21 protein-coding genes are annotated in these 25,959 nt (G+C 62.7%); 16 read left to right on the plus strand and 5 right to left on the minus strand.

The annotated features are described in order from the left end of the window. The coding region (locus QZ564_RS14690) for a transporter substrate-binding protein (RefSeq protein WP_297111545.1) at nucleotides 1–536 on the minus strand (536 nt) is incomplete at its 3' end. Nucleotides 537–848: 312 nt separating this feature from the next. Here QZ564_RS14690 and QZ564_RS14695 point away from each other — a divergent pair. The 5 genes from QZ564_RS14695 (at nucleotide 849) to QZ564_RS14715 (ending at nucleotide 7,981) form a co-directional block, all read left to right on the plus strand. Beyond that, complete coding sequence (locus tag QZ564_RS14695) at nucleotides 849–4,223, plus strand: ATP-binding protein (protein WP_297111548.1); 3,375 nt, start codon at nucleotides 849–851, stop codon at nucleotides 4,221–4,223. Beyond that, nucleotides 4,210–5,139: a DNA-binding response regulator gene (locus tag QZ564_RS14700; RefSeq protein ID WP_297111488.1), complete on the plus strand. Its 930-nt coding sequence runs from the start codon at nucleotides 4,210–4,212 to the stop codon at nucleotides 5,137–5,139. The genes QZ564_RS14695 and QZ564_RS14700 overlap by 14 nt, the downstream gene beginning before the upstream one ends. 420 nt (nucleotides 5,140–5,559) lie before the next feature. Further along, nucleotides 5,560–6,321: a hypothetical protein gene (locus tag QZ564_RS14705; protein WP_297111491.1), complete on the plus strand. Its 762-nt coding sequence runs from the start codon at nucleotides 5,560–5,562 to the stop codon at nucleotides 6,319–6,321. Nucleotides 6,322–6,432: 111 nt separating this feature from the next. Next, complete coding sequence (locus QZ564_RS14710) at nucleotides 6,433–6,897, plus strand: Lrp/AsnC family transcriptional regulator (protein ID WP_297111494.1); 465 nt, start codon at nucleotides 6,433–6,435, stop codon at nucleotides 6,895–6,897. A gap of 400 nt (nucleotides 6,898–7,297) precedes the next feature. Next, complete coding sequence (locus QZ564_RS14715) at nucleotides 7,298–7,981, plus strand: DUF2461 domain-containing protein (RefSeq protein ID WP_297111497.1); 684 nt, start codon at nucleotides 7,298–7,300, stop codon at nucleotides 7,979–7,981. Here the strand turns inward: QZ564_RS14715 and QZ564_RS14720 are convergent. Beyond that, nucleotides 7,978–9,609, minus strand: a complete 1,632-nt coding sequence (locus QZ564_RS14720) for an alpha-amylase family protein (RefSeq protein ID WP_297111500.1) — start codon at nucleotides 9,607–9,609, stop codon at nucleotides 7,978–7,980. The two genes, QZ564_RS14715 and QZ564_RS14720, sit on opposite strands and share 4 nt — an antisense overlap. A gap of 142 nt (nucleotides 9,610–9,751) precedes the next feature. Here QZ564_RS14720 and ettA point away from each other — a divergent pair, with 142 nt between their 5' ends. The 5 genes from ettA (at nucleotide 9,752) to QZ564_RS14745 (ending at nucleotide 14,662) form a co-directional block, all read left to right on the plus strand. After that, on the plus strand, nucleotides 9,752–11,407 hold the full coding sequence (gene ettA, locus QZ564_RS14725; RefSeq protein ID WP_297111502.1) for an energy-dependent translational throttle protein EttA: 1,656 nt from the start codon (nucleotides 9,752–9,754) through the stop codon (nucleotides 11,405–11,407). 151 nt (nucleotides 11,408–11,558) lie between these two features. Next, nucleotides 11,559–12,998 (plus strand): HWE histidine kinase domain-containing protein, encoded by a 1,440-nt coding sequence (locus tag QZ564_RS14730; RefSeq protein WP_297111505.1) that lies wholly within the window; start codon nucleotides 11,559–11,561, stop codon nucleotides 12,996–12,998. Then, nucleotides 12,991–13,359 (plus strand): response regulator, encoded by a 369-nt coding sequence (locus tag QZ564_RS14735; RefSeq protein ID WP_297111508.1) that lies wholly within the window; start codon nucleotides 12,991–12,993, stop codon nucleotides 13,357–13,359. The genes QZ564_RS14730 and QZ564_RS14735 overlap by 8 nt, the downstream gene beginning before the upstream one ends. Before the next feature lie 125 nt (nucleotides 13,360–13,484). After that, a complete protein-coding gene (locus QZ564_RS14740) occupies nucleotides 13,485–13,823 on the plus strand; it encodes a hypothetical protein (RefSeq protein ID WP_297111511.1) in 339 nt (112 codons plus the stop codon). Continuing rightward, nucleotides 13,820–14,662, plus strand: a complete 843-nt coding sequence (locus QZ564_RS14745; protein ID WP_297111514.1) for an alpha/beta hydrolase — start codon at nucleotides 13,820–13,822, stop codon at nucleotides 14,660–14,662. The genes QZ564_RS14740 and QZ564_RS14745 overlap by 4 nt, the downstream gene beginning before the upstream one ends. 159 nt (nucleotides 14,663–14,821) lie before the next feature. Here the strand turns inward: QZ564_RS14745 and QZ564_RS14750 are convergent, their stop codons facing one another. Next, on the minus strand, nucleotides 14,822–15,271 hold the full coding sequence (locus QZ564_RS14750) for a host attachment protein (RefSeq protein WP_297111519.1): 450 nt from the start codon (nucleotides 15,269–15,271) through the stop codon (nucleotides 14,822–14,824). Between the two features lie 199 nt (nucleotides 15,272–15,470). On the opposite strand from QZ564_RS14750, the gene rarD reads away from it, so the two are divergent. After that, nucleotides 15,471–16,415, plus strand: a complete 945-nt coding sequence (gene rarD, locus QZ564_RS14755) for an EamA family transporter RarD (protein WP_297111522.1) — start codon at nucleotides 15,471–15,473, stop codon at nucleotides 16,413–16,415. Here the strand turns inward: rarD and QZ564_RS14760 are convergent. After that, complete coding sequence (locus tag QZ564_RS14760; protein WP_297111524.1) at nucleotides 16,387–17,313, minus strand: hydrogen peroxide-inducible genes activator; 927 nt, start codon at nucleotides 17,311–17,313, stop codon at nucleotides 16,387–16,389. The two genes, rarD and QZ564_RS14760, sit on opposite strands and share 29 nt — an antisense overlap. A 94-nt stretch (nucleotides 17,314–17,407) precedes the next feature. Between QZ564_RS14760 and katG the strand changes: the two genes are divergently transcribed. From katG to QZ564_RS14785, 5 genes are all read left to right on the plus strand, one after another. Then, nucleotides 17,408–19,594: a catalase/peroxidase HPI gene (gene katG / locus QZ564_RS14765; protein ID WP_297111528.1), complete on the plus strand. Its 2,187-nt coding sequence runs from the start codon at nucleotides 17,408–17,410 to the stop codon at nucleotides 19,592–19,594. Between the two features lie 209 nt (nucleotides 19,595–19,803). Next, complete coding sequence (locus QZ564_RS14770) at nucleotides 19,804–20,928, plus strand: DUF2336 domain-containing protein (protein WP_297111531.1); 1,125 nt, start codon at nucleotides 19,804–19,806, stop codon at nucleotides 20,926–20,928. A 51-nt stretch (nucleotides 20,929–20,979) separates the two neighbouring features. Further along, the gene (locus QZ564_RS14775; protein ID WP_297111534.1) at nucleotides 20,980–22,026 is read left to right on the plus strand and encodes an ABC transporter ATP-binding protein; all 1,047 of its coding nucleotides are present in this window, start codon (nucleotides 20,980–20,982) and stop codon (nucleotides 22,024–22,026) included. 159 nt (nucleotides 22,027–22,185) lie between these two features. Next, nucleotides 22,186–23,214 carry an extracellular solute-binding protein gene (locus QZ564_RS14780; protein WP_297111537.1) on the plus strand — a complete coding sequence of 343 codons (1,029 nt, stop codon included), beginning with the start codon at nucleotides 22,186–22,188 and terminating at the stop codon, nucleotides 23,212–23,214. 154 nt (nucleotides 23,215–23,368) lie between these two features. Beyond that, the gene (locus tag QZ564_RS14785; RefSeq protein ID WP_297111551.1) at nucleotides 23,369–24,919 is read left to right on the plus strand and encodes an iron ABC transporter permease; all 1,551 of its coding nucleotides are present in this window, start codon (nucleotides 23,369–23,371) and stop codon (nucleotides 24,917–24,919) included. 134 nt (nucleotides 24,920–25,053) lie between these two features. Here QZ564_RS14785 and QZ564_RS14790 read toward each other — a convergent pair whose 3' ends face one another. Then, nucleotides 25,054–25,545: a hypothetical protein gene (locus QZ564_RS14790; protein WP_297111540.1), complete on the minus strand. Its 492-nt coding sequence runs from the start codon at nucleotides 25,543–25,545 to the stop codon at nucleotides 25,054–25,056. Between the last annotated feature and the right edge of the window lie 414 nt (nucleotides 25,546–25,959).

Raw genomic sequence — 25,959 nt, forward strand, 5'->3', positions numbered from 1 at the left:
GTGTAGTTGATCATGATGTCTTCGGCGGCCACACCCTTGTCGAGCAGGTACTGCTCGAGGATCTTGTTGGTGGTCTGCGGATAGACATAGTCGGTACCGGCCAGCACCCAGCGCTCAACGCCTTCCTCATTCATGAGGTAGTCGACGGCCGGAATGGCCTGCTGGTTGGGGGAAGCGCCGGTGTAGAACACGTTGCGCTGGGATTCCTCACCCTCGTACTGGACAGGGTAAAACAGCAGGCTGTTCAGTTCTTCAAAGACGGGCAGCACCGACTTGCGGCAGACCGAGGTCCAGCAGCCGAAGACGGCGTCGACTTCATCGACTTCGATCAGCTGGCGGGCCAGTTCGGCGGCCAGCGGCCAGTCAGAGGCAATGTCGACCACGACGGGTTCGAGCATTTTGCCCATCACGCCGCCCTTGGCATTCTGCTGCTCGATCAGGAACAGCATGGTGTCCTTGAGCGTGGTTTCGGAAATGGCCATGGTGCCCGAGAGCGAGTGCAGGATGCCCACCTTGATGGTGTCGTCCTGGGCCATGACCGGCACTGCGGCCAGCGAAACGCTGCCTGCGAGAGCGGCGGCGAGCAAAGCGCTCTTGGCGCTGAAGTTCTTCATGATTGTCCCTCTAGACCTGTTTGAGTCCCTCAAGACACCGGGAGGCGTCCTGGGAACACACTGGGACAGCTCTTAACGTTCGCCCTATACGTCGATTGACGTAACTGCTTGCCGCGTTGATTCCGGTTTTGGACTGAAAGTCCTGAAAAACCGCGTGATTTTTCCCAATTCCGTGCTAAGGAACCCTTGGCGATTTTTTGGGCAGCGCGGCGAATTGGTTAAGGCTTGAGCGGTATGGCACGGCAGCGGATCATTCCCGTCAGGCGCGAATATAACCGCTGGGTCGCCAACCAGACGCTGGAAGATTACGCCCTCAGGTTCACCGCCAAGTCGGCGCGCCGCTTCTCCAACGACCGGATATCGCAGACAGCGATCGGCGCCATTTCCTTCCTGGCGCTGGAGGCCATTGGCGGGGCGATCACGCTCAGCTACGGCACCTCCAATGCGCTGATCGCGATACTGGTCGCTTCTGTGGCCATCTTGCTCGTAGGCGTCCCGATCTCGCGCTATGCAACCCGCCACGGTGTTGACGTAGACCTGCTGACGCGTGGGGCGAGCTTTGGCTATATCGGCTCAACCATCACCTCGCTGATCTATGCCAGCTTCACCTTCATCCTCTTCGCCATCGAAGCCTCGATCATGTCGAGCGCGCTGGAGCTGGCCTTCGGCATCCCGCTCTGGATCGGCCACATCATCTCGGCGCTGGTGGTCATCCCGCTGGTGACGCACGGCATTCGCATGATCTCCTCGTTCCAGATGCTGACGCAGCCGATCTGGATTGTCCTCAACATCCTGCCCTTCTTCTTCATTGCCTTCATGGACTGGGAGAAGTTCGACCTGTGGCGGGCCTTTAATGGCCTCGGCCAACCCGAAGGGGCAGCAGGCACTATTGCCGCCTTCGAAGTGGCCAAGTTTGGTGCCGCCTCTGCGGTCATTCTGGCGTTGATGACCCAGATTGGCGAGCAGGTGGACTTTCTGCGTTTCCTGCCGGCGGAAGGCGCGCCGAAATGGCGGCACAAGCTGGGGATATTCCTCGCCGGTGCCGGATGGGTCGTGGTGGGCGCGCCAAAGCTGATCGCCGGCTCGTTTCTCGCCTTCCTGGCCCTCTCGGCCGGCGTGTCACCCGAGCATGCCTCCGAGCCCGGCTATATGTACGCCGTCGCCTTTGGTTACATGATCCCCAATGAGTTCGTGGCGCTGATGCTGATGGCGGTGTTCGTCGTCGTCAGCCAGCTCAAGATCAACGTCATGAATGCCTATGCGGGCTCGCTGGCCTGGTCGAACTTCTTCTCCCGCCTGACCCACAGCCATCCTGGGCGCGTCGTCTGGCTGTTGTTCAACGTGGCCATTGCCCTGCTGCTGATGGAGCTGGGCATCTATCGCCTGCTGGAAGAAACCCTGGGCATCTTCTCGATCATCGCCATGGCCTGGCTCTGTACGATCTCGGCGGACCTGTTCATCAACAAGCCGCTGGGGCTGGCGCCGCCGGGCATCGAATTCAAGCGCGCCCACCTCTACGACATCAATCCGGTCGGGGTCGGCTCCATGCTGATTTCGGCGACCATTGCGCTCACCGCGCATTTCGGGGCGTTCGGGGAGACCGCCTCGGCGCTGGCGCCCTATATCGCATTGGTCGTGTGTTTCATTGCTTCGCCCGCAATCGCCTGGGCTACCAGGGGCAAGTATTATCTGGCCCGCAAGCCGCGCAAGCAGTGGCAGGAGAGGGAGACGCTGACCTGCTCGATCTGCGAGCATCCCTTCGAGCCCGAGGACATGGCCTGGTGCCCGGCCTATGCGGCGCCGATCTGTTCGCTGTGTTGTTCGCTTGATGCGCGCTGCCACGACATGTGCAAACCGCATGCGCATTTCCGGGCGCAGACCCACGCGGTGGCGGCCTCGGTCCTGCCCGAATGGGCCATCGAGAAACTGCAATCGCGGCTGGGACGCTATGGCATCGCCATGGCGTCGGCCCTGGCGATCCTCGGCGGCATATTGGGGCTCATCTATTATTTTGCCAGCCGCTCGGCGCCGCATACGTCTGAAGTGGTCGGCGGCACCCTGCTGGTGGTGTTCTTCGTGCTGGCGGTGGCGGCGGGGGTCATGACCTGGTTCTTGGTGCTGGCGCATGACAGCCGCCTGGTGGCCGAAGAAGAAAGTTCGCGGCAGAACACGCTGCTGCTCAAGGAAATCGACGCGCACTCCAGGACCGACGCCGAATTGCAGCGCGCCAAGGAAAAGGCCGAGGCGGCCAATCAGGCCAAGAGCCGCTATGTCGTGGGCCTCAGCCACGAACTGCGCACTCCACTCAACGCGGTTATGGGCTATGCGCAGATCCTTGAGCGCGACGCGCAGCTGCCGGAAAACCGGCGCGGATCGGCCCAGGTCATTCGCCGCAGCGCTGAACACCTTTCGGGCCTGATCGACGGGCTGCTGGACATCTCAAAGATTGAGGCGGGGCGGCTGCAGGTCTATTCGGGCGAGGTGAACATCCAGGATTTTCTGGACCAGATCGTGGACATGTTCCGCCTTCAGGCCGAGGCCAAGGGGCTGGAATTCCGGCACAGCCGCTCCGAGGCGCTGCCGGTCTTTGTCCGCACAGACGAAAAGCGGCTGCGGCAGATTCTCGTCAACCTCCTCTCCAACGCCATCAAGTTCACCAGCAGCGGCTATGTCCGCTTCGACGTGGGCTATCGTATGCAGGTGGCCAGCTTCACGGTGGAAGACAGCGGCAGCGGCATTTCACCGTCCGATCTGGATCATGTGTTCGAGCCCTTTGTGCGCGGCGAGGCGGAACGCAATCGCTTCACCCCCGGGCTGGGCCTCGGGCTCACCATCACCAAGCTGTTGACCGAAACGCTGGGCGGTGAAATCACCGTCGCCAGCACGGTGGGAGAGGGGACGCGGTTTCAGGCCCGCCTCATGCTGGCCAAGGTGGAGCGTCCTGCCAAACGGCTGGCGCCGGTACGCGAGATTGTCGGCTATCTCGGCGTGCCGCGGACCGTCATGGTGGTGGACGATAATGCGGATCATCGTCAATTGCTGCGCGAGATGCTGGAGCCGCTGGGTTTCTCCGTCATCGCCGCTGGAGATGGCCAATCCTGTCTTGATGCGCTTGGGTCGGCGAAGCCGGACCTGTTCTTCCTCGATATCCGCATGCCGGGCATGAGTGGCTGGGAATTGCTGGGCCGCTTGCGTGCCATGGGTGTCTCCGTGCCTATCATCATGTTCTCGGCCAATATCGGGGATGGCGCCAACCCCGTCAGCGCCGATGCCGGGCATGATGACACACTGGCCAAGCCATTTGATCTCAGCCAGCTCATCGACAAGCTGGGCCGGCACCTGGGGTTGGAGTGGGTCTATGCCGAGGACAGCAGACCCGAAAAGGCCCCGGCACCGCGAAAACTGCGCTCTCCCGGTGCGGAGCACTTGCAGGCACTGGCGGCGCTGGGCCAAATCGGTCATGTCAGGGGGATCGACGAAAAACTGGGCGAGTTGGCAACTGATCCGGCCAACCTTGCCCTGGTCGAGGCGCTAAGACGACATATGCAGGATTTTGATTTCGACGGGTTTGCCGAGACGCTGGAGCGGGTAGGTCATGAGCCGGATTGAGAAGGAACAGGATATTGTCCTTCTGGTCGATGACTCTCCGGAGTCGCTCGGCTTCCTGACGACGGCCCTCGAACAGGCCGGCGTGACGGTGCTGGTGGCACGCAGTGGCGAGGCAGCGCTCAAGATCGTGGAGCGGGTGACGCCGGACGTGGTGCTGATGGATGCGTTGATGCCTGGGCTCGACGGGTTCGAGACCTGCCGCCGCATGAAGGCGCTGACCACGCTCACCCATGTGCCCATCATCTTCATGACCGGGCTGACCGAGACCGAACATGTGGTCCATGCGCTGGAAAGTGGCGGGGTGGACTACCTCTCCAAGCCCATCAATGTGGACGAATTGCGTGCCCGCATCCGCGTGCATTTGGCCAATGCACGCCGGGCGCAGAGTGCGCGCATTGCGCTTGATGCTGCCGGGCGTCATCTGGTGGCCTTTGGCGCCGATGGCGGGGTGCTGTGGTCGACCCCGCAAGCCAATCGCCTGCTGGAACATTCGGGCCTGGATGCAGCGATGCAGCCGGCCATGTCACAACGGTTCGTCGCCTGGCGGTTGGCCGAGGGCGAGCGGTTGACCCCCGGAGGCGGTTTTGATCTTGCCCTCGGTGGTGCGCAAGACCTGCAATTTGCCTTCCTGGGCGTGGTCGGAGGCGACGAATTCCTCTTCCGTATTGCGCGGGCGCAGGAGGAGGGGCAGGAGGAAATCCTGCGCCAGCAGTTCGGCCTGACCCAGCGCGAAAGCGAAGTACTGCTCTGGATCGGCCGCGGCAAGTCCAACAAGGACATCGGGGACATCCTGGGGCTGAGCCCGCGTACAGTGAACAAGCACCTGGAGCAGGTCTATACCAAGCTGGGGGTGGAGAATCGCGCCTCTGCGGCCATCAAGGCGATCCAGTCTCTGCAGGCGCCCTTCGAGCTGTAGCAGCCGCCGCTGGGTAACCCGCGATCACATTTCCGTCCCCTTCCAAAATCGCGGGAACCCCCTGCCGATACCATCGTTGAGTGGGCGAACCGGACGCGCTGACGATCCGGAATGCCAACGGCGGTGTGCCAACAGAGCCTCCGCCATTCGATCGGCGGCTGGCCGCAAAGGTTGACGCTCCTTTGTGCGCTGCCCCGGAGGGGCGCGAGACTTCGGTTTCGCGCCCTATCTTTTTGTGCTGCATTGCAGTTACGGATATATCCGTATATTATTACCTACAGCTAAAACTTCCTTAAATTCCTGGAATTCGTAGATTGCATGCAGTAAGCATGTAATCAATCGAAACCAGATTTATCTGGAGTTTCGCCAGGTATTTATGGCGTCTTCTAAGGTGACGTTGTGTCACTTTAGGAGATGATCATGAAACTCTTGGGAATAGCTTTTGTGTCTGCCGCTCTGCTGGCAGGGGCCTCGTTTCCGGTTCAGGCGCAGTCTCTGCTTGGTATCGTCGGCGGTCAGGATAGCGGGGCGCTGGTTACCCTTGGTTCCGGTGATGCCGGGACATCGGGCGTGGCCAATGTCGGCTTGGGCGGCGGCAATCAGTTGCTTGATGCCAATCTGGGCGATGGCCTCGCCAGTGGCAGCGTAGGGGCGGGCGGGTCGTCCACGCTCAGTGCCGATGTCGGGCTGCTCAACAATTCTGCCACGCTCGGACTCGGTCTGGGCGGCGAAGACCTGGTCGATGTCGATGTCGGCCTTGGTGGTGGCGGCGGTGGTGGGTCCGGCGGCGGCGGATCGAACCCCGGTGTTAATCCAGGCGGAAACGGTTCGACTGGTGGTGGCAGCGGTGGCGGAGGGCTCTTTGCCAGCGCCGGCAGTGCTGCAACGGCTCAATGTGCCGGTGTGACGCCCGCCGAACTGGAGCGGTTGATCCTTTCGACACGCATTGATGCATCCTGGCAACGCGCGACCAATGTCGATATCCGCCGCATCAATGTCTGCCCCGAGCTGCGGCCACACCTGGCGGCGGCCCTGCGGCAGACCGGCCTGGGCAACTCGCTCCGCTCGGCCATTGCCGGTGATGCTCTGGTGGCGGCGACGCTGGATCGCTCTTCCTATGGGGCGAACCGCGTGTTTGCGGCGCGGCAGAGCGGCCGGGACCTGATAGTGTTCGTTTACTAAGTTCGGAATGCCGCATCTGCGGGTCTGGGGATTTCCTGCGGGGTGCTTGTCAAGTCGTCCCGCAGGACCACATGCTCGGTCCAGTTTTCAGCCAGCATGGAGAGCCGCGCTTTGCCCTTGCAGTTCGATGCCACCGACCGAAAGCTCCTGCGGGAGTTGCAGCGTGACTCAAATCGCAGCGTGCAGGTGCTGGGGGAGGCGATCGGGCTCTCTCCCTCCGCGTGCCACAGGCGGATCAAGGCGCTCGAAGATGCGGGCTACGTCGTAGGCTATCGGGCCGAACTCGATGCGGCGCGCCTCGGTTTTGCCTTGCAGTTCTTCATCGAGGTGGGGCTGACCAGCCAGAGCGAGGCCGCTCTCGATGCCTTCGAGGCGGCGGTGCAAGACATTCCCGAAGTGCTCGAATGCCACCTGATGGCCGGTCAGTCCGACTATATCCTGCGCGTGGCCTGCAAGGACCATGAGGATTTCGAGCGCTTGCATCGGCGCTTGAGTGCGCGGTTGCCGGGCGTAGCGCGTATCCACTCCAATATGAGCATAAGGCGCGTCAAAGCTCGTTCCGGCCTGCCCCTATAGCCGATGTCGGGCGAGCACTCTGCACATGAAATAGGCATCAACAGTGCTTGGCGTCAAATTGTTCAAATATTGCTTGCACCGCGTGAAATCCTGCGCTTGAGTGCGTTTGCCGCTTCTGGGGTTCGGCCGCTATCAGGCAGGCTGCTCCATGCGCCACGCCATATCTGTGGCTCCAGAGCGATCCGGCACGGGTGATCAAGGGCGCCCGGGTCATACGCCCCGATCCGTTTGTTTGAGGGAACGTGAACGGATCGGGGCGATCCGGCCCAAGAAGCAGTGCCGAACGACAGTGTCCGATTGCGCGGGTCATCTTCCACTTGCCCCAATGCCTGCCCGTGGCAGACAATGGGTTGAGGAGAGATGATTTGCACGACACCATCCGTTTCATGGGGCTCCGCCGATGAGCGCCGCCTTCGATCAGTTTCCGGACGCCACTCGGCAGTTCCTCAGCGGTATTGCCGCAAACAACGAGAAGGCCTGGTTCGAGGAGAACCGTCCGCTTTATGAGGCCGGCTATGTCGAGCCGGGCAAGCTCTTCGTGTCGGCCATGGCCCCGTTGTTGCGGGGGATTTCGCCTGACGTACACGCCGAACCGCGCGTCAATGGTTCGATCATGCGCATCAATCGCGATGTGCGCTTTTCCAAGGACAAGCGGCCTTACAAAACCCATCTCGATTTCTGGTTCTGGCATGGCGAGAAGAAGGGGTGGAACACGCCCGGCTTTTATCTGCGCATCACGCCGGAACAGGTTTTCCTGGGCACCGGCATGCATCAGTTCGACAAGGACACGCTCGATAGTTTCCGCCATGCCATCGTGCTGCCGCGCTCGGGCAAGGCGCTGCAGGCCGCCATTGCCAAGGTGCGGGCGGCCGGCGACTACGACATCGGTGAAAAGACCCGCAAGAAACCGCCGCGCGGCTTCGAAGCCGAGCCGGAGCGGGCCGAATATCTGCTCTATGAGGGGCTGACAGCAACAATCACCCTGCCCGGAGCGGTCGCCTATGAACCGGGTTTCGCTGACCTTTGCGCGACCCATTTTGCGGCCACCTGGCCGATAGGGCAGTGGCTGCTGGCCGAGCTTTAGCGCCGCTCGCCATTGCAGCGCAGCCAGCAATAGCCATAGGGCGAGAGCGAGATGTCGTCATCGCCGGCCATGGGGCCTGAGGGGGATTCGGTCAGCATCGGCATCATCTCCTCTATGCCTTCATCCTTGAGGTGGAAGGTCTTGGGCTGGTTCGAGAAATTATGGGCGGTGATCACCCGGTTGCCGCGCCAGCTGCTTGAGAGCACCAGGACCTCGTCGTCCCCGATATCGATGATGTCAACGCCGCCCCAGCCGATCTCGGGGGAGGACCGCCGCGCCGAGATCATGTCGGCCACGGCGTGGAAGAAGGTGTCGCGGTGCTGGGTCTCCAGCGCCGCGTTGACCTGGCTGTAGCCGAACTTGCCCTTGTCGATGACCGGGCGGATCAGCCGGCTCTTTGGCGCATCGGAAAAGCCCCCGTTGGCCCGGGGCGACCACTGCATCGGCGTCCGCACCGCCTCGCGCTCGGGCAGCGACAAATCCTCGCCCATGCCGATCTCGTCGCCATACCAGATGACCGGGGTGCCGGGCAGGGCCAGCAAGAGCGAGAATGCCATTTTGAGCCGTGCCTGGTCGCCATCGAACATGGAGGCGAGGCGGCGGCGCAGCCCGCGGTCGTAGATCTGCATCCTTGGTTCGGGACCGAAGGCATCGAAGCAATCCTGCCGCTCCTGCTCGGTGAGGCCGCCCAGGTTCAGCTCGTCGTGATTGCGCAGGAACACCGCCCATTGCCCCATGCCGCCCGGCTCCGGACGCGATGCCAGCGCCCGCCGCAGAGGGGCCGCCGTCTGGCGCGACAGCGAGAGAAACAGCTGTTCGTTGCCGACAAAGTCGAAGACCATGGTCATGCGGTCGCCGGCGGCAAAATAGAGGTCAGCGTCCTCGTAGCGGATATTGGCTTCGGCCAGCAGGATCGCCTCGGCCTTGCGCCAGGAGAGGAAGTCGTGGATTTCGGTGAGCATGGCATGCGGGTCGGCCACCGGCTTGTCGGTGAGCACCCCACGCGGCTCGATCAGGAACGGCACCGCGTCCACCCGGAATCCGGAGACACCCAGCGCCAGCCAGAAGCCCATGATCTTGAGAATCTCGGCGCGCACCGCCGGGTTGGTGGTGTTGAGATCGGGCTGGAACCTGTAGAAGCGGTGCATGTACCAGGCCTTGGCGGCCTGGTCATAGGTCCAGGTCGAGGTCTGCACGCCCGGGAAGACTATGCCGTCCCCCGCATTGTCCGGCTTTTCGTCGCGCCACACATACCAGTCCCGAAACGGCGATTTCGGGTCCGACCGCGCCGCCTGGAACCAGGGATGCTGGTCGGAGGTGTGGTTGACCACGAGATCGACGATGACCCGCATGCCCCGGTCTTCGGCGGCGTGGATGAATTCCACGAAGTCGCCCAGCGTGCCGAGGTCCGGATCGATGCCGTAATAGTCCGAAATATCGTAGCCGTTGTCGCGGCGCGGGGAGGGATAGAAAGGGTTGAGCCAGATGCAGGTGACGCCCAGGCGCTCCAGGTGGTCGAGCCGGTCCGCAAGGCCGATGAAATCCCCGGTGCCATCGCCATTGGCATCCATGAAGCTTTTGACATCAACGCAATAGATGATGGCGTTCTTGTACCAGAGATTGGCCATGAGGTGGGTCCTGACGCTTTTTGGTCAAACCCGCTAGCCTGGGGGATTGTTCCCGCCAGCCCGGGTGCGGCGATTGCGTCATACCAACGCATGCCCTACATAGGCGCCAATCTTCGAACACTCCCAAAGAGGTCCCGACGCCATGGCGCGCCAGTTCATCTATCACATGCACGGAATGAGTAAGGCCTATGCGGGCGGCAAGAAGGTGCTGGATAATATCCATCTCTCCTTCTACCCCGATGCCAAGATTGGTGTTCTGGGCCCCAATGGCTCGGGCAAGTCGACGCTGCTCAAGATCATGGCTGGTATCGAAACCGAGTTTACTGGTGAAGCCTGGGTCGCCGAGGGTGCGCGGGTGGGCTACCTCGCCCAGGAACCGCAGCTCGATTCGGCGCTCAACGTGCTGGGCAATGTGATGACCGGCGTCAAGGAGAAGAAGGACATCGTCGACCGCTACAACGAGTTGATGATGAATTATTCCGACGAGACCGCCGACGAGGCGACCAAGCTGCAGGACATCATCGACGCGCAGAACTTGTGGGATCTCGAATCCCAGGTGGAAGTGGCCATGGAAGCCCTCGGCTGCCCGCCGGGCGACGCCGACGTGACCAAGCTCTCGGGCGGTGAGAAGCGCCGCGTCGCGCTCTGCGCCCTGCTGCTCTCCAAGCCCGACCTGCTGCTGCTGGACGAACCGACCAACCATCTCGACGCCGAGACGACCGCCTGGCTCGAACGGCACCTGCGCGAATTCGAAGGCGCGGTGCTGATCATCACCCACGACCGCTACTTCCTCGACAATGTCACGGGCTGGATTCTTGAGCTCGACCGCGGCCGCGGCATTCCCTATGAGGGCAATTATTCGGCCTATCTCGAGGCCAAGTCCAAGCGCTTTGCCCAGGAGCAGCGCGAGGATGAAGCGCGCCTCAAGGTGCTTAACCGCGAAAAGGAATGGATGGGCCAGTCGCCCCAGGCCCGCCAGGCCAAGTCCAAGGCGCGTATCCGCGCCTATGACGAACTGGTCAAGGTCAACGAGGCCCGCACCCAGTCCTCCAGCGCCCAGATCATCATTCCGCCCGGCGAACGCCTGGGCCAGAACGTGATCGAGGTCGAAAACCTGTCCAAGAGCTTTGGCGATCGCCTGCTGATCGAGGATCTCTCCTTCAAGCTGCCGGCTGGCGGCATTGTCGGCATTATCGGGCCGAACGGCGCTGGCAAGACCACGCTTTTCCGCATGCTGACCGGTCAGGAAAAGCCCGATGGCGGTTCAATCACCGTCGGGGAGACCGTGCATCTGGGCTATGTCGATCAGAGCCGAGACGCGCTCGACCCCAACAAGACCGTGTGGGAAGAAATCTCGGGCGGCAATGACATCATCACGCTGGGCAAGCGCGAGATGAACAGCCGGGCCTATACTTCGGCCTTCAACTTCAAGGGCGGCGACCAGCAGCAGAAGGTGGGCAATCTGTCCGGCGGTCAGCGCAACCGCGTGCACCTGGCCAAGATGCTCAAGAGTGGCGCCAACGTTCTCCTCCTCGACGAGCCGACCAACGACCTCGACACCGAAACCCTCGCCGCGCTCGAAGAGGCGCTGGAGGAATTCGCCGGCTGCGCCGTCATCATCAGCCACGATCGCATGTTCCTCGATCGCCTGGCGACCCACATGCTGGCCTTCGAGGGCGACAGCCATGTCGAATGGTTCGAAGGCAATTTCCAGGACTATGAGGCCGACAAGGTCCGCCGCCTCGGTGCCGACGCGGTCAACCCGAAGCGCGCGACCTATAAGCCGCTGACGCGATAAGCGTGTGAAGGGCGCGGCGAGAGCCGCGCCCCTTTCACTAGATCAGCTCTCCCGTAAGAAATCCCAATTCAGGGGAACCATCCGCTGCATATTGCGTTAAGTTGCTCCGGCGGGGTGGTTTTCTCCGCATGACTTCGGGGGCGTTTTGCACATGGCTGAGCTGGACTTTGCGCGCATCTTTCAGGCGCTGCCCAGCCCGTTCATGATCCTTGATCGCGATTTGCGCTACGTGGCGGCCAATCCCGCCTATGAGGCCGTGGTGGGTACGCCTTTTTCTGCGCTTGAGGGCAATAACCTCTTCGATCTGTTTCCCAATGAAGGGGAGGAGGGGAAGCGCCTGCGGGCGTCTTTCGAGCACGTTCTGGCGACGGGAGAGCCCGACACCATCGCCTATATCAACTATCCCCTGGTGCTGCCCGACGGCACGGTGACCAATCGCTATTGGACGGCGGTGCATGTGCCGCTGACAGGCCCCGACGGCACCACCGCCTATGTGATGCAGAACACGGTGGACGTCACCGAACTGGTGCGCATGCGCGAGGCCACGACACTGCCCTATACCTCGATCTCGGCGGCGACGCGGCTGATCGAACGGACACGGGAAACCGAGGCTGCCAGCGCCGAGTTCCGGCGGCTGTTCCAGCAGGCCCCGGCTTTCTTTGCCGTATTGTCGGGTCCCAGCCACGTCTTCACCTTCACCTCCGATTCCTATGTCCGGCTGATCGGTGGGCGCAACGTTGTCGGCCAGCCGATTGCCAAGGCACTGCCCGAGGTCATCGAGCAGGGTTTCGTCGATGTGTTGGACCGGGTCTATCGGGAGGGCCATGTGCACGCCGCTGAAGGGGCGCGGGTGATGCTGGAGAATGAGCCCGGCCGGCCGGCGGAAGAGACGTTTCTCGATTTTTCCTACAATCCCATCCGGGATGGGGCTGGCAATATCACCGGCGTTTTCGTCCAGGGCATGGACCGGACGGAGGCGGTGCGGGCTACGCGGCGGCAGCGGTTGCTGATCGACGAGCTGAACCATCGGGTCAAGAACACATTGGCCACGGTGCAGTCCATCGCCACCCAGACCCTACGCAATGCCGACGATGTCGGGCAGGCACGTCAGTCGCTCGAAGCGCGCATCAAGGCGCTGTCGAATGCCCATACCATGCTGAGCAACCGGCAATGGCACGATACCGAGATCGGTCATCTGGTTTGCCAGGAGCTGAGCGCCTTTGGCAGCGAGCAGGTGCAGTATGGTGGCCCGGTGCTGGTAGTCAATGCCAAGGCGACTGTGGCGCTGGCGCTGGTCCTGCACGAACTAGCCACCAATGCCGTCAAGCATGGTGCCTTGTCGGTCCCCGAGGGCAGTCTGGCGGTGAACTGGCATGAGGATGAGGATGACCAGCTGGTGATCGAATGGGTGGAACGCAATGGCCCGGCGCCGGCCGGACCGGCCCGCAAGGGGTTCGGCTCGCGGCTATTGCACATGGTGATCACCGGTGAGCTGGGCGGGGGGCTGGAACTGGATTATGCCAACGGGCTCACGGCGCGACTGGCCATTCCCCATGCCGCCTATCGCGAAGGGGAGGCGGCCCTTGTCTAGCATCCGGCGCAAAGCCTTCGTGGTTGAAGACGAGTCATTGGTCCTCATCAATCTTGAGGACATGCTCGACCAGATGGGTTGGTCCATTATCGCCCAGGCCATGCGCCTGGCTGATGCCGAGCGCCTGGCGGCCAGCACCGAGTTGCCTGACGTGGCTATTCTCGACGTGAATCTGGGTGGCGTGCAGGTCTTTCCCGTGGCCCAGATTTTGGCAAGCCGCGGTGTGCCCATCCTGTTTGCCACCGGTTACGGGCGTGAGGGCCTGCCACCGGAATGGCAGTCCTATCCGGTCATCGCCAAGCCATATACCCAGGCCGAAGTGGAACGCGCGCTCGGCGAGGTCCTTGCGCTGCATCCGTGAGGCGGCTGGCGGCCTTTACCAAACCTCCACCGACTTGCGAAAAGCATTGGGTTTGTTCACGCTTTCTGCAATAGAGTGCGCGTGACGGAGCCGTGCTCCAGCATAATCGGTTCTTGGGGGACTGTATGAAGAGTTTCGTGTCGGGGGCGGCGCTGCTGGTCAGCCTTGCCCTCGCCGTTCCGGCCATGGCTGCGCCGGGGCAATGTTCGATCACGGGGCAGGATGCATTTGACTGTGACGTGACGGTCGATGGTGGCGGCATCACCTTTGCGCTGCCGAGCGGAGAAACTTTTGTGTTCGCGCATGAAGCCAATGGCGAAGGCCTGGGCTATCTCATTCCGGCCAATCCGCAGCCCGGGCGCTATCCCGAGGAGCTGGGGCGCTTCGTGCCGATCGAGGGCGAGGCCGGTTGCTGGGTCGGTGACAAGGACGGCACCAAGTTCTGCGCCGCGCTGATGCAATGACCGCCGACCCCTTCTCCTTCGAGATCGGCGGCGCCACGCTGGCTGGTCTCGAGCAGGGGGAGGGTCTCCCCGTCGTATTCCTCCATGCCGGGGTCTGTGACAAGCGCATGTGGCTCGACCAGATGCAGGCGGCTGCCGATGCCGGCTGGCATGCGATCGCCTATGACCGGCGCGGCTATGGCGAGACCGTCAGCGAAAACGAACCCTTCAGCCATCTAGACGACCTTGAAGCCCTGCTCGATGAAATGGATATCCATGCGGCGGTGCTGGTGGGCTGTTCGATGGGCGGTGGCCTGGCGGTGGATTTCGCGCTGGCCCATCCCGGCCGCGTCATCGGGCTGGTGCTGGTCGGCACCTCGATCACCGGTGCGCCCTGGAGCGTCACCGATGAAGAGCGCGCCATCGAGATGGCCGAGGAGGACGCCTGGGAGCGCGGCGATATCGACTTGCTCAACCGGGTGCAGGCGCATGAATGGCTCGATGGTCCGCGGACGCGGAGCGGTCGGGTGGGTGGTGCCGTTCGCGAGCTGTTTCTGGACATGAACGCCCGTGCCCTGGGCAAGCCGCCGCTCAATCAGGAGGAAGCGCCACCAGACGCCTGGGGGCGCATGGAGGCGGTGTCCGCGCCGGCGCTGCTGATTGTCGGCGATGAGGATTTCACGGCTCTGGTCGAGCGGCACGATACGCTTTCGGAAACCATGCCCAATGCCTTTGCCGTGGTTCTGGAGGGCGTGGCGCATATTCCGAGTATCGAGCGCCCCGATCTCGTCAATTCGCTGCTGCTGCAGTTTCTCGACGCCCTCGCCGGCGACGAAAGCGATTTGGATTCAGATCAGTAGCGGCACAGGGTCAAATCCCGTGCCGCCGGCCTTGTGCATCGATTCATCTCGTTCAGAGATTGAATCAGCTCGCTGAAAAACTGATTCAGGACGTTTTCGGCCTGATTCACCTTCTCCGGTCAAGCGATTGAAACTGAACAGTTATTTTGCTTTTCCAGGCTAGACGGCGATAATGCCGTCCAAATGCTTGTCCAGTTGCGGGGTGGGCACGTTGGTGAGGTCCTTGTTCAGCTCGGCAACCACCGTTTTCTTGACATGCTCGGAGAGCACCTTGCGCAGATTGCCCAGCGCGATGGGGGCGGCGGCGATCACCAGCCGGTCATAAGCGCCGGACTTGGCCTTCTCTTCCAGAACCCCGGCCACCGAGCGCACGAACTCGGCTTCGCGATGGTCGGCGGGGTCGGTTTTGGGCTCCATGGCGCTGCGGCCCGGACCCACCGAGGAGAAGCTGCGGCCGGGCCGGTCGGCATTGATGTCCTGGGTCTGAAGCGGCGGGATGGACCAGTCCAGGCCTTTGACGGTCGTCAGCCCCTTGCCCGGTCCGGTGTGCTCGAGCACACGGGCCTGGGTGCCATCGGCGATCAGGATCCAGGTCACTGTCTTCTTCATCTGCGACTCCTCGTATTTGGACGGGTCCGAAGCGCGGCTGGTCAATCGGCGCTTCTTGAGGCCAAACGTCCGACATCTTTAAAGGTTGGGACGAAGCCATCACCTTTGCAAGGGTTGTCGATCACAAACTCTGATTGGTGGCGATCGGCCCAGCCTGTTACAGGAGCAGGCACCCCGCATTGTGGTGCGGAGACTTTCCATGACCCTTCCCGAACAAGCACCCGAAGTCGCTGTCGACAGCGTCACGACACGTGCCGCCGATACCACCGAAACGCGCAAGGGCGTGGCCTCGGCTCTATCGGCCTATCTGCTGTGGGGCTTCCTGCCGATCCTGTTTCACTTGCTGGAGCAGGCGGGTTCGGTGCTGATCGTGGCCGAGCGGACGCTGTGGTCGCTGGTGCTGCTGGCGGTCATCATCGGCGTGACGGCGGGGTCCGGCGAGGTCAGGGCGGTGCTGACCGATCCTCGTCGCATGCGGGTCATTGCGCTCTCCGCCACGCTGCTGGTGGGTAATTGGCTGCTCTATGTCTGGGCGGTGGAATCGGGGCAGGTGCTCGAGGCGAGCTTTGGCTATTTCATCAATCCGCTGGTCAATGTGGCCATCGGCATGGTGCTGCTGGGCGAGCGGCAGAACCGCCTGCAAACCATCGCCATTGCCATTGCGGCGGTCGCCATCCTGATCCAGGCCGCCGGCATCGGTCGGGTGCCGATGATCGCTTTGGGTTTGGCGTTTTCGTTCGGGTTTTATGGCTTTATCCGCAAGACCGCACAGGCGGGCCCGGCCACCGGCCTGTTCGCCGAGGCTCTCGTCGTTGCCCCCTTCGCCATGGCCTATGTCGTCTATGATATCGTCAGCAATGGCGTCGGGGTTCATGCCGATCCGACCCTCATGCTCCTGCTCATCGCGACGGGCCCGGCCACCGCGGTGCCGCTCTTGCTGTTTGCCTATGGGGTCCGGCGGCTGCGGCTGACGACAATCGGCATGTTCCAGTATCTGGCGCCGTCCATCCAGTTCCTGCTGGCGATCCTGTTGTTCGGGGAGGCGCTCAATCCCCTGCGCATGCTCAGCTTTGCGTTGATCTGGCTGTCCTTGATGGTTTTCTCCTGGGACAGCTTCAGCCAGCGGCGGCGCCTGGCCGTCTAGCGTTGCCGCCGGCGCGGGTCTTCCGGATCACCTCGGCGATGCCCTGGAAGGTGGCGGCAAAGGGTGTCGCCTCGCGCCAGACCAGGCGCAATTGCCGGCCGGCATCCGGCTCGTCGAGGGGGTGAATGGCTATGCGCGGGTCGTTGGCCTCTTTGCGCAGGGCAATTTCGGGCAACAGCGTCACACCCTGACCATTGGCGACGAATTCTACAATTGTCGACAGTGAGGTCGCCGCAAAGGTCTTGGCACCGCGCTCACCTTCGAGCCGGCAGGCGGAAATCGTCTGGTCGCGGAAACAGTGACCCTCGTCGAGCAACAATATGCGCTCCGGCGGCAAGGTCGACAGCGACAGCGGCGCCGGGGTCTTTTCGCCGCGGGGCGTGGCGAGCACGAAATTGTCCTCGAACAGCGGTGCGTCGGTCAGCCGGGGGCCGCCTGCCGCCGGTTCGGTTGCGATCAGGGCAACGTCCAGGCTCCCCTCGCGCAGGCCATCGAGCAGTGCATCGGTCCGGCTCTCGCTGATGGTGAATGTCAGGTCTGGCAAATCCCGGGTCAGCGCCGGAAAAATCTCGGGCAACAGATAAGGTGCGACTGTTGGAATGAGCCCGAAACGCAGCGCGCGTGTCGGCTTGCCGGCATGGCCGATTGCGAAGGCTTCCAGCGCCTCGGTGCTTTTCAGGGTCTCACGGGCCATGGTGACGAATTCCCGCCCGAAGGGGGTCGGGCGGACGCCTGTCTTCAGCCGGTCGAATAGCGGCGTGCCGCATAACCCTTCCAATGCCAGAATCTGCTGGGACAATGCCGGTTGGGAGACCGCGCATGACTCTGCGGCACGGCCGAAATGGCCGGTTTCTGCGACTGCGACCGCATAGCGCATCTGCCTGAGGGTGATTGTCATAATTGGTTTTTCCTATCGATCTAGGAAGAATTATCGATTGGTCTAATCGATGTCACCCCCCTATAACGCATCAATATCTTCCCAGGAGGCCCCCATGACCGATCCCAATCCGAAATCTGAAGCTGGCAAATGCCCGTTCCCGCATGGTGGAGCCGGTCGCGGCCCGCGCAATCGCGACTGGTGGCCCGAGGGGCTAGATATCCAGGTCCTGCACACCAATTCGCCTCTCTCCGACCCAATGGGTCCGGATTTCGACTATGCCGAAGAGTTCAAGAAACTCGATCTGGATGCGGTCAAGGCAGATCTGCGCGCCCTGATGACCGATAGTCAGGACTGGTGGCCGGCCGACTTCGGCCATTACGGCGGCCTGTTTATCCGCATGGCCTGGCATAGCGCCGGCACGTACCGCATCACCGACGGGCGCGGTGGCGCCGGCATGGGCCAGCAGCGCTTCGCGCCGCTCAATTCCTGGCCGGACAATGCCAATCTCGATAAGGCTCGTCGCCTGATCTGGCCGATCAAGCAGAAATATGGCAACGCCATTTCCTGGGCGGATCTGATGATCCTGACCGGCAATGTCGCGCTCGAATCCATGGGCTTCAAGACATTCGGCTTTGCCGGCGGTCGTGCCGACGTCTGGGAGCCCGAGGAACTGTATTGGGGGCCCGAGGGGACCTGGCTGGGCGATAGCCGCTATAGCGGCGAACGTCAGCTCGAAGAGCCTCTGGCGGCGGTCCAGATGGGCCTCATCTATGTGAACCCGGAAGGTCCGAACGGTAATCCTGACCCGGTGCTGGCAGCGCGCGACATCCGCGAAACCTTTGCCCGTATGGCCATGAATGACGAAGAGACCGTGGCCCTGATTGCCGGTGGTCACACCTTGGGCAAGACGCATGGCGCGGGTGATCCGTCCTTTGTCGGCGCCGATCCGGAAGGCGCAGACATTACCGAACAGGGTCTGGGCTGGAAGAGCACGCATGGCACGGGTATCGGCGCCGACACCATTACCGGTGGTCCGGAAGTGATCTGGAGCCAGACGCCAACCCGCTGGAGCAACCACTTCTTCGAGAACCTGTTCAAATATGAGTGGGAACTCACCCAGAGCCCGGCCGGCGCCAAGCAATGGGTGGCCAAGGAGGCGGAAGCCGATATTCCTGATCCATTCGATCCCAGCAAGAAGCGCCGTCCGACCATGCTGACGACCGACCTGTCGCTGCGTTTCGATCCTGTCTACGAGAAGATTTCGCGCCGCTTCCTCGAGAATCCGGATCAGTTCGCCGACGCCTTCGCTCGCGCATGGTTCAAGCTGACCCATCGCGACATGGGTCCCAAGGCCCGCTATTTGGGCAAGGAAGTGCCGGCCGAAGACCTGATCTGGCAGGATGTCATCCCGCCGGTCGACCATGCGCTGGTCGACGAGGCCGATGTGGCTGCGCTCAAGGAAAAGGTGCTGGCCTCGGGCCTGACCGTTTCCGAGTTGGTCTCTGCGGCCTGGGCTTCGGCGTCGACCTTCCGCAAGTCGGACAAGCGCGGGGGCGCCAATGGCGCACGCATTCGCCTCGCGCCGCAGAAGGATTGGGAGGTCAACCAGCCGGCCCAGCTTGCCAAGGTTCTTGAAAAGCTCGAAGCCATCCGGGCTGACTTCAATGCCTCGGCAGCAGGGGGCAAGAAGATCTCGCTGGCCGACTTGATCGTGCTGGCCGGCGCCGCTGGCATCGAGAAGGCGGCTCGGGATGCTGGGCAGGCCGTATCGGTGCCATTCACGCCCGGTCGGATGGATGCATCGGATGAACAGACCGATGCGGCGTCCTTTGCGGCCCTCGAACCCCGTGCCGATGCCTTCCGCAACTACTATTCCAAGCGCACTTTCATGCAGCCTGAAGAGGCCATGGTCGATCGCGCCCAGCTCCTGGGCCTGACTGGCCCGGAGCTGACTGTGTTGCTGGGTGGCCTGCGTGTGCTCAGGGCAGGGGTCAATGAACACGGGGTCTTCACCTCGCGTCCCGAGACCCTGTCGAACGACTTCTTCCTCAACCTGCTCACCATGGACACGGTTTGGGCACCCAAGGAGGGCGAGGACGGCATCTATGAAGGACGCGACCGCAAGAGCGGCGCGGTGAAGTGGACCGGTACCCGGGTCGACCTGATCTTCGGCGCTCACTCACAGCTGCGTGCCTTTGCCGAAGTCTATGGCCAGGCCGATTCTGCACCGAAGTTCACCAGGGACTTTGTGGCCGCCTGGAACAAGGTGATGAACGCGGACCGGTTCGACCTGCACTAAGCGCGGTCGGTCGCACTGAACGAGCCCCGGAGGATGCATCCTCCGGGGCTTTTTTCTTTGCCAATGTCTGGCTCAAGTGCCCGGCCGCCCTGGATATTGCGGAAATTGCGTAGAATTTGATTCAATTTTCCCGCCCTGCCTTCAGGCCCCACAAGCAAGTGCGGCCGCAGTCTGGTCCGAACTTAACGGCAGAAGCCGGGAGATGGACTATGACCGAGCTTGATGAGAGCCACCGGGCGTTTGCAAATTTTCGCGTTCTCAATGGTGATGACAACCAGGTAGAGCGCGAGCAATTGTTCCGTACCACGGCACAGCTGTTCAGCTATGTCTCGGACCGCTGCGACGACGATCAGGTGGCCCAGTATGATGAAGTGCTGTGCCAGTTGGCCGAGCTGGTCGAAGTGGAAGCCCGGGTTCACGTGGCCAAGCTCCTCGCTCCGCTCGAGCGGGCACCGGGCACGGTCGTGCTCAAGCTGGCCAATGACGTGATCGAGGTGGCGCGGCCACTGCTCGAATTCTCCAATGTGCTCAGCGATGACGACCTGATCGACATTATTTCCAAGCAGAGTGAAGACCATCGCGTGGCCATTGCCGGCCGCGCCTCCCTGACCGACCGGGTTGGCGAGGCTCTCGTCGAGCACGGCCAGACTGCTTCGGTCGTGCGGCTTGTGCGCAACCCCAAGGCGGAGTTTGATCGCTCGACCCTGGAGAAACTGGTCCAGCGCGCCACCGAAGACGCCGAAATCGCATCCGATCTGCGTGGGCGCAGCGATATCGACTGGAAGTCGCTGCGCGGCGAGATTGATCAGGTTGCCGGCAAGGTCTTGCAGACACTGGGGAATATGGACCGGCATGTCGATCCGGTCGCCGCCGGCAAGATCAATACCGTGGTTTATAACCGCATCCGCAACCGCGCTGGCTTCAACGCGCAGGAGTGGAAGGTCGCCTACAATCAGGTCAAGGGCCTGGCTGACCGCAAGCAGCTCGACGATCGGGCGCTGGCTCGCTTTGCCCGCTTCGGCTACGGCCACCACGCTGCGGCCGCCATGGCGGTGTTGCTGCAGGTGTCGCCGGAGATCATCGTCAAATGGCTCGCCAGCCAGGACTATGTGGCCGTGATCGTTGCCCTTCGCGCCTCCGGCATGGCGCCGGACCTGTTCGAGGCCATCGTGGGCACGCTGCCCTGGCGCGATCTGCCCAGTGATGCGGACAAGAAGATGATCCTGTCCCGCTTCGAGGCTCTGGAAAAGGAAGACGCCAAGCACATCTTCGAATTGTGGCGGGCCCATTCCTTCCGCAAGCGGGCCATGGGCGAGGCGCGGCAAAGCGCCTGAGGGCGCGGGTTGCTCTTGACAAGCAGGCCGGGCCGCCGCCACTAGCAGGCCATGAATTCTGCCCAATCCATGCTGGTCCTGTCCGGGGTGACGCGCCATTTTGGCGATGTCGCGGCGCTGCAGGACGTGTCCCTGGAGATCGGCGCTGGGCAGATCCTGTGCCTGGTCGGCCATTCGGGCTGCGGCAAATCCACCTTGCTCAGGACCATCGCCGGCATCGAGACGCTGGATGCCGGCAGCATCCGCATTGAGGGGACGCTGGTGGCCGGGGATGGCGTCTTTGTCGAGCCGGAACATCGCCGCGTCGGCTTCATGTTCCAGGACTATGCGCTGTTTCCGCATCTGAGCGTCTGGGACAATGTAGGCTTCGGCCTTTCCGGTCTGCCGCGCGCCCAGCGGGCCAAGCGCATCGCCGACATTATCGAGAGAATCGGCATCGGTGCCCTGGCGGACCGCTATCCGCACATGCTCTCGGGCGGGGAACAGCAGCGCGTTGCCCTAGCGCGGGCATTGGCGCCGCAGCCGCGCCTGTTGCTGATGGATGAACCCTTCTCCAATCTGGACCGGGGCCTGCGCGACAAGGTCCGCCAGGAAACGCTTTCGATCGTCCGCGATCTGGGCATGACGGCCGTGGTGGTCACCCATGATCCGGAGGAGGCGCTCGCCATCGGCGACATGGTCGCCTTGATGCAGGGCGGCAAGCTGGTCGAAGCGGGCACTGGGGAGCGGATCTATGACGCGCCCTGGACCGCCTATGCCGCCTCGTTCTTCTCGCCCGTCAATGTCATACCGGCCCGGTTCTCCCCGGAGGGGCTGGAAACGCCGCTGGGGCGTTTTCCTTCGCCTGATTATCGTGGCGGCGCCCCCAAGGTGCTGGTGCGTCCGCAATCGGTGTCCATTGTCGAGGCCGGGCTTGAGGCCACGGTGATGGACCGGCTGATCCTGGGTGAGATCGAGGAGATCAGCCTGGCTATCGCCGGCCTGGACCACCCGCTGGTCATGCGTGGCACGTCGCGCCACGATGTCGGCCCGGGCGACACCGTGTTTCTCAGCATAAATGCCTCTCAGGTCATGATATTCCCCGAGCGCGGGGAATAGGGCGGCCGCTCGTTCCAATTATTGCGTCCAGTCAGTAGTTTAGAACGAATCCAAGCTAGGCAAAAATAAATTGACTTCCGCTGTCCACTATGGCTTTAGCCGCACGCAAAGGCGTGGTCACGGCCCCCGCGCCCTGCTGCGAAGTCACAAGGATTCATCATGCCAAGCACCATCAAGACCGTTTGCCTTGCCAGCCTGTTCGCCCTGAGCGCGGCCGTTCCGGCTCTGGCGCAAGAGGTCAATATCTACACCACGCGCGAGCCCGGCCTGATCCAGCCGATCCTGGATGCCTTCACCGCCGAGACCGGCATTGCCGTCAATACCGTCTTCCTCGAAAGCGGGCTGATCGAGCGCGTGCAGGCCGAGGGCGAAAGCTCGCCGGCTGATCTCTTGATGGCCGTGGACTTCGGTGCGCTGATCGACCTGGTCGAAGCCGGCGTCACCCTGCCGGTCGAGTCCGAAGTGCTCGAGGCCGCCATTCCCGAAGCCCTGCGCGATGCCGACGGCAACTGGTTCGCGCTGTCCGGCCGCGCCCGCGTGGTCTATGCCGCCAAGGAGCTCGATCTCGACGCCATCACCTATGAGCAGCTCGACGACGAGGAATTCCGCGGCAAGCTCTGCATCCGCTCGGGTCAGCATCCCTATAACACCGCCCTGTTTGCGGCCTATATGGCCAAGCATGGCGAAGAAGAAACCAAGACCTGGCTTGAAGGCATCAAGGCCAACCAGGCGCGCGCTGCGGCCGGTGGTGACCGCGACGGCGCCCGCGACATTGCGGCCGGCATCTGCGACATCGCCGTGGGCAATTCCTACTATTATGGCCTGATGGCCAGCGGCGCCGGCGGCGACGAGCAGAAGGCCTGGTCGGATGCGGTCAAGGTCATCCTGCCCACCTTCGAAGGCGGTGGCACCCTGGTCAACGTTTCGGGTGCGGCCGTTGCGGCCCATGCCCCCAATCGCGATGAAGCGGTGCAGCTGCTCGAATATCTGGTCTCGGACGAGGCGCAGAAGCTCTATGCCGAAGCCAATTTCGAATATCCCGTGTCCCCGTCGGCGGAAGTGCATCCGATCATTGCCGAATTCGGCACGCTTGAGCCCGATGCGCAGTCGCTGACCGAAGTCCTGCCGTTCCGGGCCCGCGCCAGCGAGCTGGTGGACGAAGTCAACTTCGACACTTTCAGCAACTGATCTGGACTGGCGGCAGCTCCGGCTGCCGCTGTTCCCCATGGCAGAACTGTCCCTGACAGGTGGCCGTAACGGCCACCGAACCGGCATCAGCCCCTGGGCCGTCGTGGCGATCGTCACGGCGGCTCTGGCGCTTGTGCCGATTGGCGCCATCGGCATGGTGGCGCTGGCCGATACCGGCAATCTGTGGGGCCACATCGTCCAGCATGTCTTGCCGCAGGCGACGTGGAACACGCTGGTGCTGCTCGCCGGGGCAGGGCTGATCGCCACCATGGTGGGCACGGGCGCCGCCTGGCTGGTTTCGGCCTATGATTTCCGTGGCCGCGGATTTCTCGAATGGGCACTGCTGCTGCCCCTGGCCGTGCCGACCTACATCATGGCCTATGCCTATCTTGATATTCTCAACCCGCTGGGCCCGGTGCAGGGCGTGTTGCGGTGGGTGCTGGGCTATTCCAGCCCGCGCGAATTCCGCCTTCCCGATATCCGGGCCATGTGGGGTGCCATCCTCGTTTTCGGCTTCGTGCTCTACCCCTATGTTTACTTGACGGCCCGGGCCATGTTCCTCACCCAGGCGGCCAATGTGGCAGAGGTTGCCCGTACGCTGGGCGTGCCCCGCTCGGGCGTTTTCTGGCGCGTCGCCCTGCCGCTGGCGCGGCCCGCCATTGCGGTGGGCGTGTCGCTGGCGCTGATGGAAGTGCTCAACGATGTCGGCGCCTCCCAGTTCCTGGGCGTACGGACTCTCACCGCCACCGTCTATACCACCTGGATCGTGCGCACGGATCTCGCCGGGGCGGCGCAGATTGCCATCGGCATGCTGGCCATCGTGCTGGCCGTGCTGATGCTGGAGCGCTGGGCCCGCCGCAAGCAGCGCTTCGCCTCCACCGCCCAGAATGCCCGGCAGATGCAGCGGCAACCCCTTGCGGGCCCGGTTGCCGTTTTCGCCTTTGGCCTTGGCATCGCGCCCATTCTCATCGGCTTTGCCGGTCCCGCGCTCTATCTCATCGTGGCGGCGGTGCGGCGCTTCGAATTTGCCGGCCTGTCGGCCAGCCTGTTGCGCGCCACGCTCAATACGGTGAGCATGTCTGCCCTGGCGACACTGGTCATTCTCGCGGTCGGCTTTGCCGTCGCCTATGCGGCGCGTCTGCACACGGCCAAGTGGTCAGCGGCGGCCATGCGCATCGCGTCGCTTGGCTATGCCGTGCCCGGCACGGTGCTGGCCATTGGCATTCTGGTCCCCGTGGCGGCGCTCGACCGCACCGTGGGCAATCTCTGGCACAGCTGGACCGGCGGCACGGCGGGCCTGCTGCTGCTCGGCTCGGGCGCGGCCCTCATCTATGCCTATGCCGCCCGGTTCCTCGCCATTTCGGCCGGCGGCATCGATGCGGGCCTGAGCCGCATTCCCCCCGCCTATGATCATGCCGCCCGCACCCTGGGGCAGACGGCCACCGGCACGCTTGTGCGGGTGCATCTGCCGCTCTCCCGCTCGGCGGTAATTGCGGCAGGCCTGCTGGTCTTTGTGGATTGCATGAAGGAATTGCCCGCAACCCTGCTTTTGAGGCCACTCAACTTCGAAAGCCTGGCCACATTGCTCTATGGCGAAGCCGCCCGCGGCACTTATGAAGACGCCGCGCTTGCGGCCCTGATCATCGTCGCCATCGGCATCTTGCCGGTCATCCTGCTCGCAAGAACGTCGCGCGGCATTCGCTAGGGGCAGGGCCCGGGCGGGTCGATGTGAGAGTGGAAGGCGGAAGGTCGGCGCCGAGGCAGACTTCCCGCCATGAAAGCGTCCAACGCCTATGCACCGATATCGCCCCACCCCACCGGCGTCATCCTCGGGCATGCCTACCAGGCAGCTTGTTGCACAGGCGTCTCGCGTCCCAGTCCCGCTGCTTTCAGTTCTATTCGTTCGCAAAGCGCCGTCATTTCGCAACCAACCGTAGCATCGATGATGCAGAGAACCGCGCGACCCTGTTCGATCTCACTCGCGATGATGTCCGGGTAGCCGACATTATTCTCCCATAGACCCGGATCGATTGGCTTTAGACCCTTCAGAATTGGAGCCAAATCCGCAACGGACGCCTGAGCGTTGCGGAAAATGCGGCAAGTCAGCACGATATTTCCAAGTCGGAAATTGTCGATGTGGAGCGCTCGCACACCGTGCAACAAAAGTTCAACGCGCCTGCCGTTCTCCTGCTCTACTGTGACGCCAACCTTGCGCCCTTCCAGCCGTACGCCGATAACGAAGCTGTCGTGAAAGTACGGCAAGTCCACCTCACCGCTTTTCGCCAACGCTATGTCGATCAACGCGCGATCAAAATTTGACTTACCGACCATGTCTATTGCTCTGCGCCCGGGCTTGCCAAGCTAGGTCCGCTAATGAGTAAGCTCAAGCATTGAGCTGCGACCGCATCGGGGTCGACAGCGGTCATCTGGATTTACGGACAGCACCCCCACCCTTGGTCCCTCCCCACAAGGGGGAGGGAGACGATGAACACCGGCGCTTGGCCCCCGCGCCTCCCTCCCCCTTGTGGGGAGGGAAGCAAGATAGGACTTAGCGTCAGCTAAGTCCGTTGAATCGAGCAGGGTGGGGGTGTCGGACTCTCAAAGCATTGAGACGACAGCTATTCACAAAATAATCCCCGCCCCCCAAATCCTGCCTCATACTCCGAGCCATTCCTCTCGCGATAGGGCGGCCTGCAGCGACCAGTGGCGGGAGGGAAAGCCGGGCATGGGGCAGTCGCGTGCCGT

The sequence above is a fragment of the uncultured Devosia sp. genome (genome assembly GCF_913055165.1).
Lineage (GTDB): Bacteria > Pseudomonadota > Alphaproteobacteria > Rhizobiales > Devosiaceae > Devosia.

Bases quoted from the DNA above. Each gene is read 5' to 3' on its own strand.
- QZ564_RS14695 (WP_297111548.1), top strand. From the start codon at position 849: ATGGCACGGCAGCGGATCATTCCCGTCAGGCGCGAATATAACCGCTGG.
- QZ564_RS14700 (WP_297111488.1), top strand. From the start codon at position 4,210: ATGAGCCGGATTGAGAAGGAACAGGATATTGTCCTTCTGGTCGATGAC.
- QZ564_RS14705 (WP_297111491.1), top strand. From the start codon at position 5,560: ATGAAACTCTTGGGAATAGCTTTTGTGTCTGCCGCTCTGCTGGCAGGG.
- QZ564_RS14715 (WP_297111497.1), top strand. From the start codon at position 7,298: ATGAGCGCCGCCTTCGATCAGTTTCCGGACGCCACTCGGCAGTTCCTC.
- QZ564_RS14720 (WP_297111500.1), bottom strand. From the start codon at position 9,609: ATGGCCAATCTCTGGTACAAGAACGCCATCATCTATTGCGTTGATGTC.
- ettA (WP_297111502.1), top strand. From the start codon at position 9,752: ATGGCGCGCCAGTTCATCTATCACATGCACGGAATGAGTAAGGCCTAT.
- QZ564_RS14730 (WP_297111505.1), top strand. From the start codon at position 11,559: ATGGCTGAGCTGGACTTTGCGCGCATCTTTCAGGCGCTGCCCAGCCCG.
- QZ564_RS14740 (WP_297111511.1), top strand. From the start codon at position 13,485: ATGAAGAGTTTCGTGTCGGGGGCGGCGCTGCTGGTCAGCCTTGCCCTC.
- QZ564_RS14745 (WP_297111514.1), top strand. From the start codon at position 13,820: ATGACCGCCGACCCCTTCTCCTTCGAGATCGGCGGCGCCACGCTGGCT.
- QZ564_RS14750 (WP_297111519.1), bottom strand. From the start codon at position 15,271: ATGAAGAAGACAGTGACCTGGATCCTGATCGCCGATGGCACCCAGGCC.
- rarD (WP_297111522.1), top strand. From the start codon at position 15,471: ATGACCCTTCCCGAACAAGCACCCGAAGTCGCTGTCGACAGCGTCACG.
- QZ564_RS14760 (WP_297111524.1), bottom strand. From the start codon at position 17,313: ATGACAATCACCCTCAGGCAGATGCGCTATGCGGTCGCAGTCGCAGAA.
- katG (WP_297111528.1), top strand. From the start codon at position 17,408: ATGACCGATCCCAATCCGAAATCTGAAGCTGGCAAATGCCCGTTCCCG.
- QZ564_RS14770 (WP_297111531.1), top strand. From the start codon at position 19,804: ATGACCGAGCTTGATGAGAGCCACCGGGCGTTTGCAAATTTTCGCGTT.
- QZ564_RS14775 (WP_297111534.1), top strand. From the start codon at position 20,980: ATGAATTCTGCCCAATCCATGCTGGTCCTGTCCGGGGTGACGCGCCAT.
- QZ564_RS14780 (WP_297111537.1), top strand. From the start codon at position 22,186: ATGCCAAGCACCATCAAGACCGTTTGCCTTGCCAGCCTGTTCGCCCTG.
- QZ564_RS14785 (WP_297111551.1), top strand. From the start codon at position 23,369: ATGGTGGCGCTGGCCGATACCGGCAATCTGTGGGGCCACATCGTCCAG.
- QZ564_RS14790 (WP_297111540.1), bottom strand. From the start codon at position 25,545: ATGGTCGGTAAGTCAAATTTTGATCGCGCGTTGATCGACATAGCGTTG.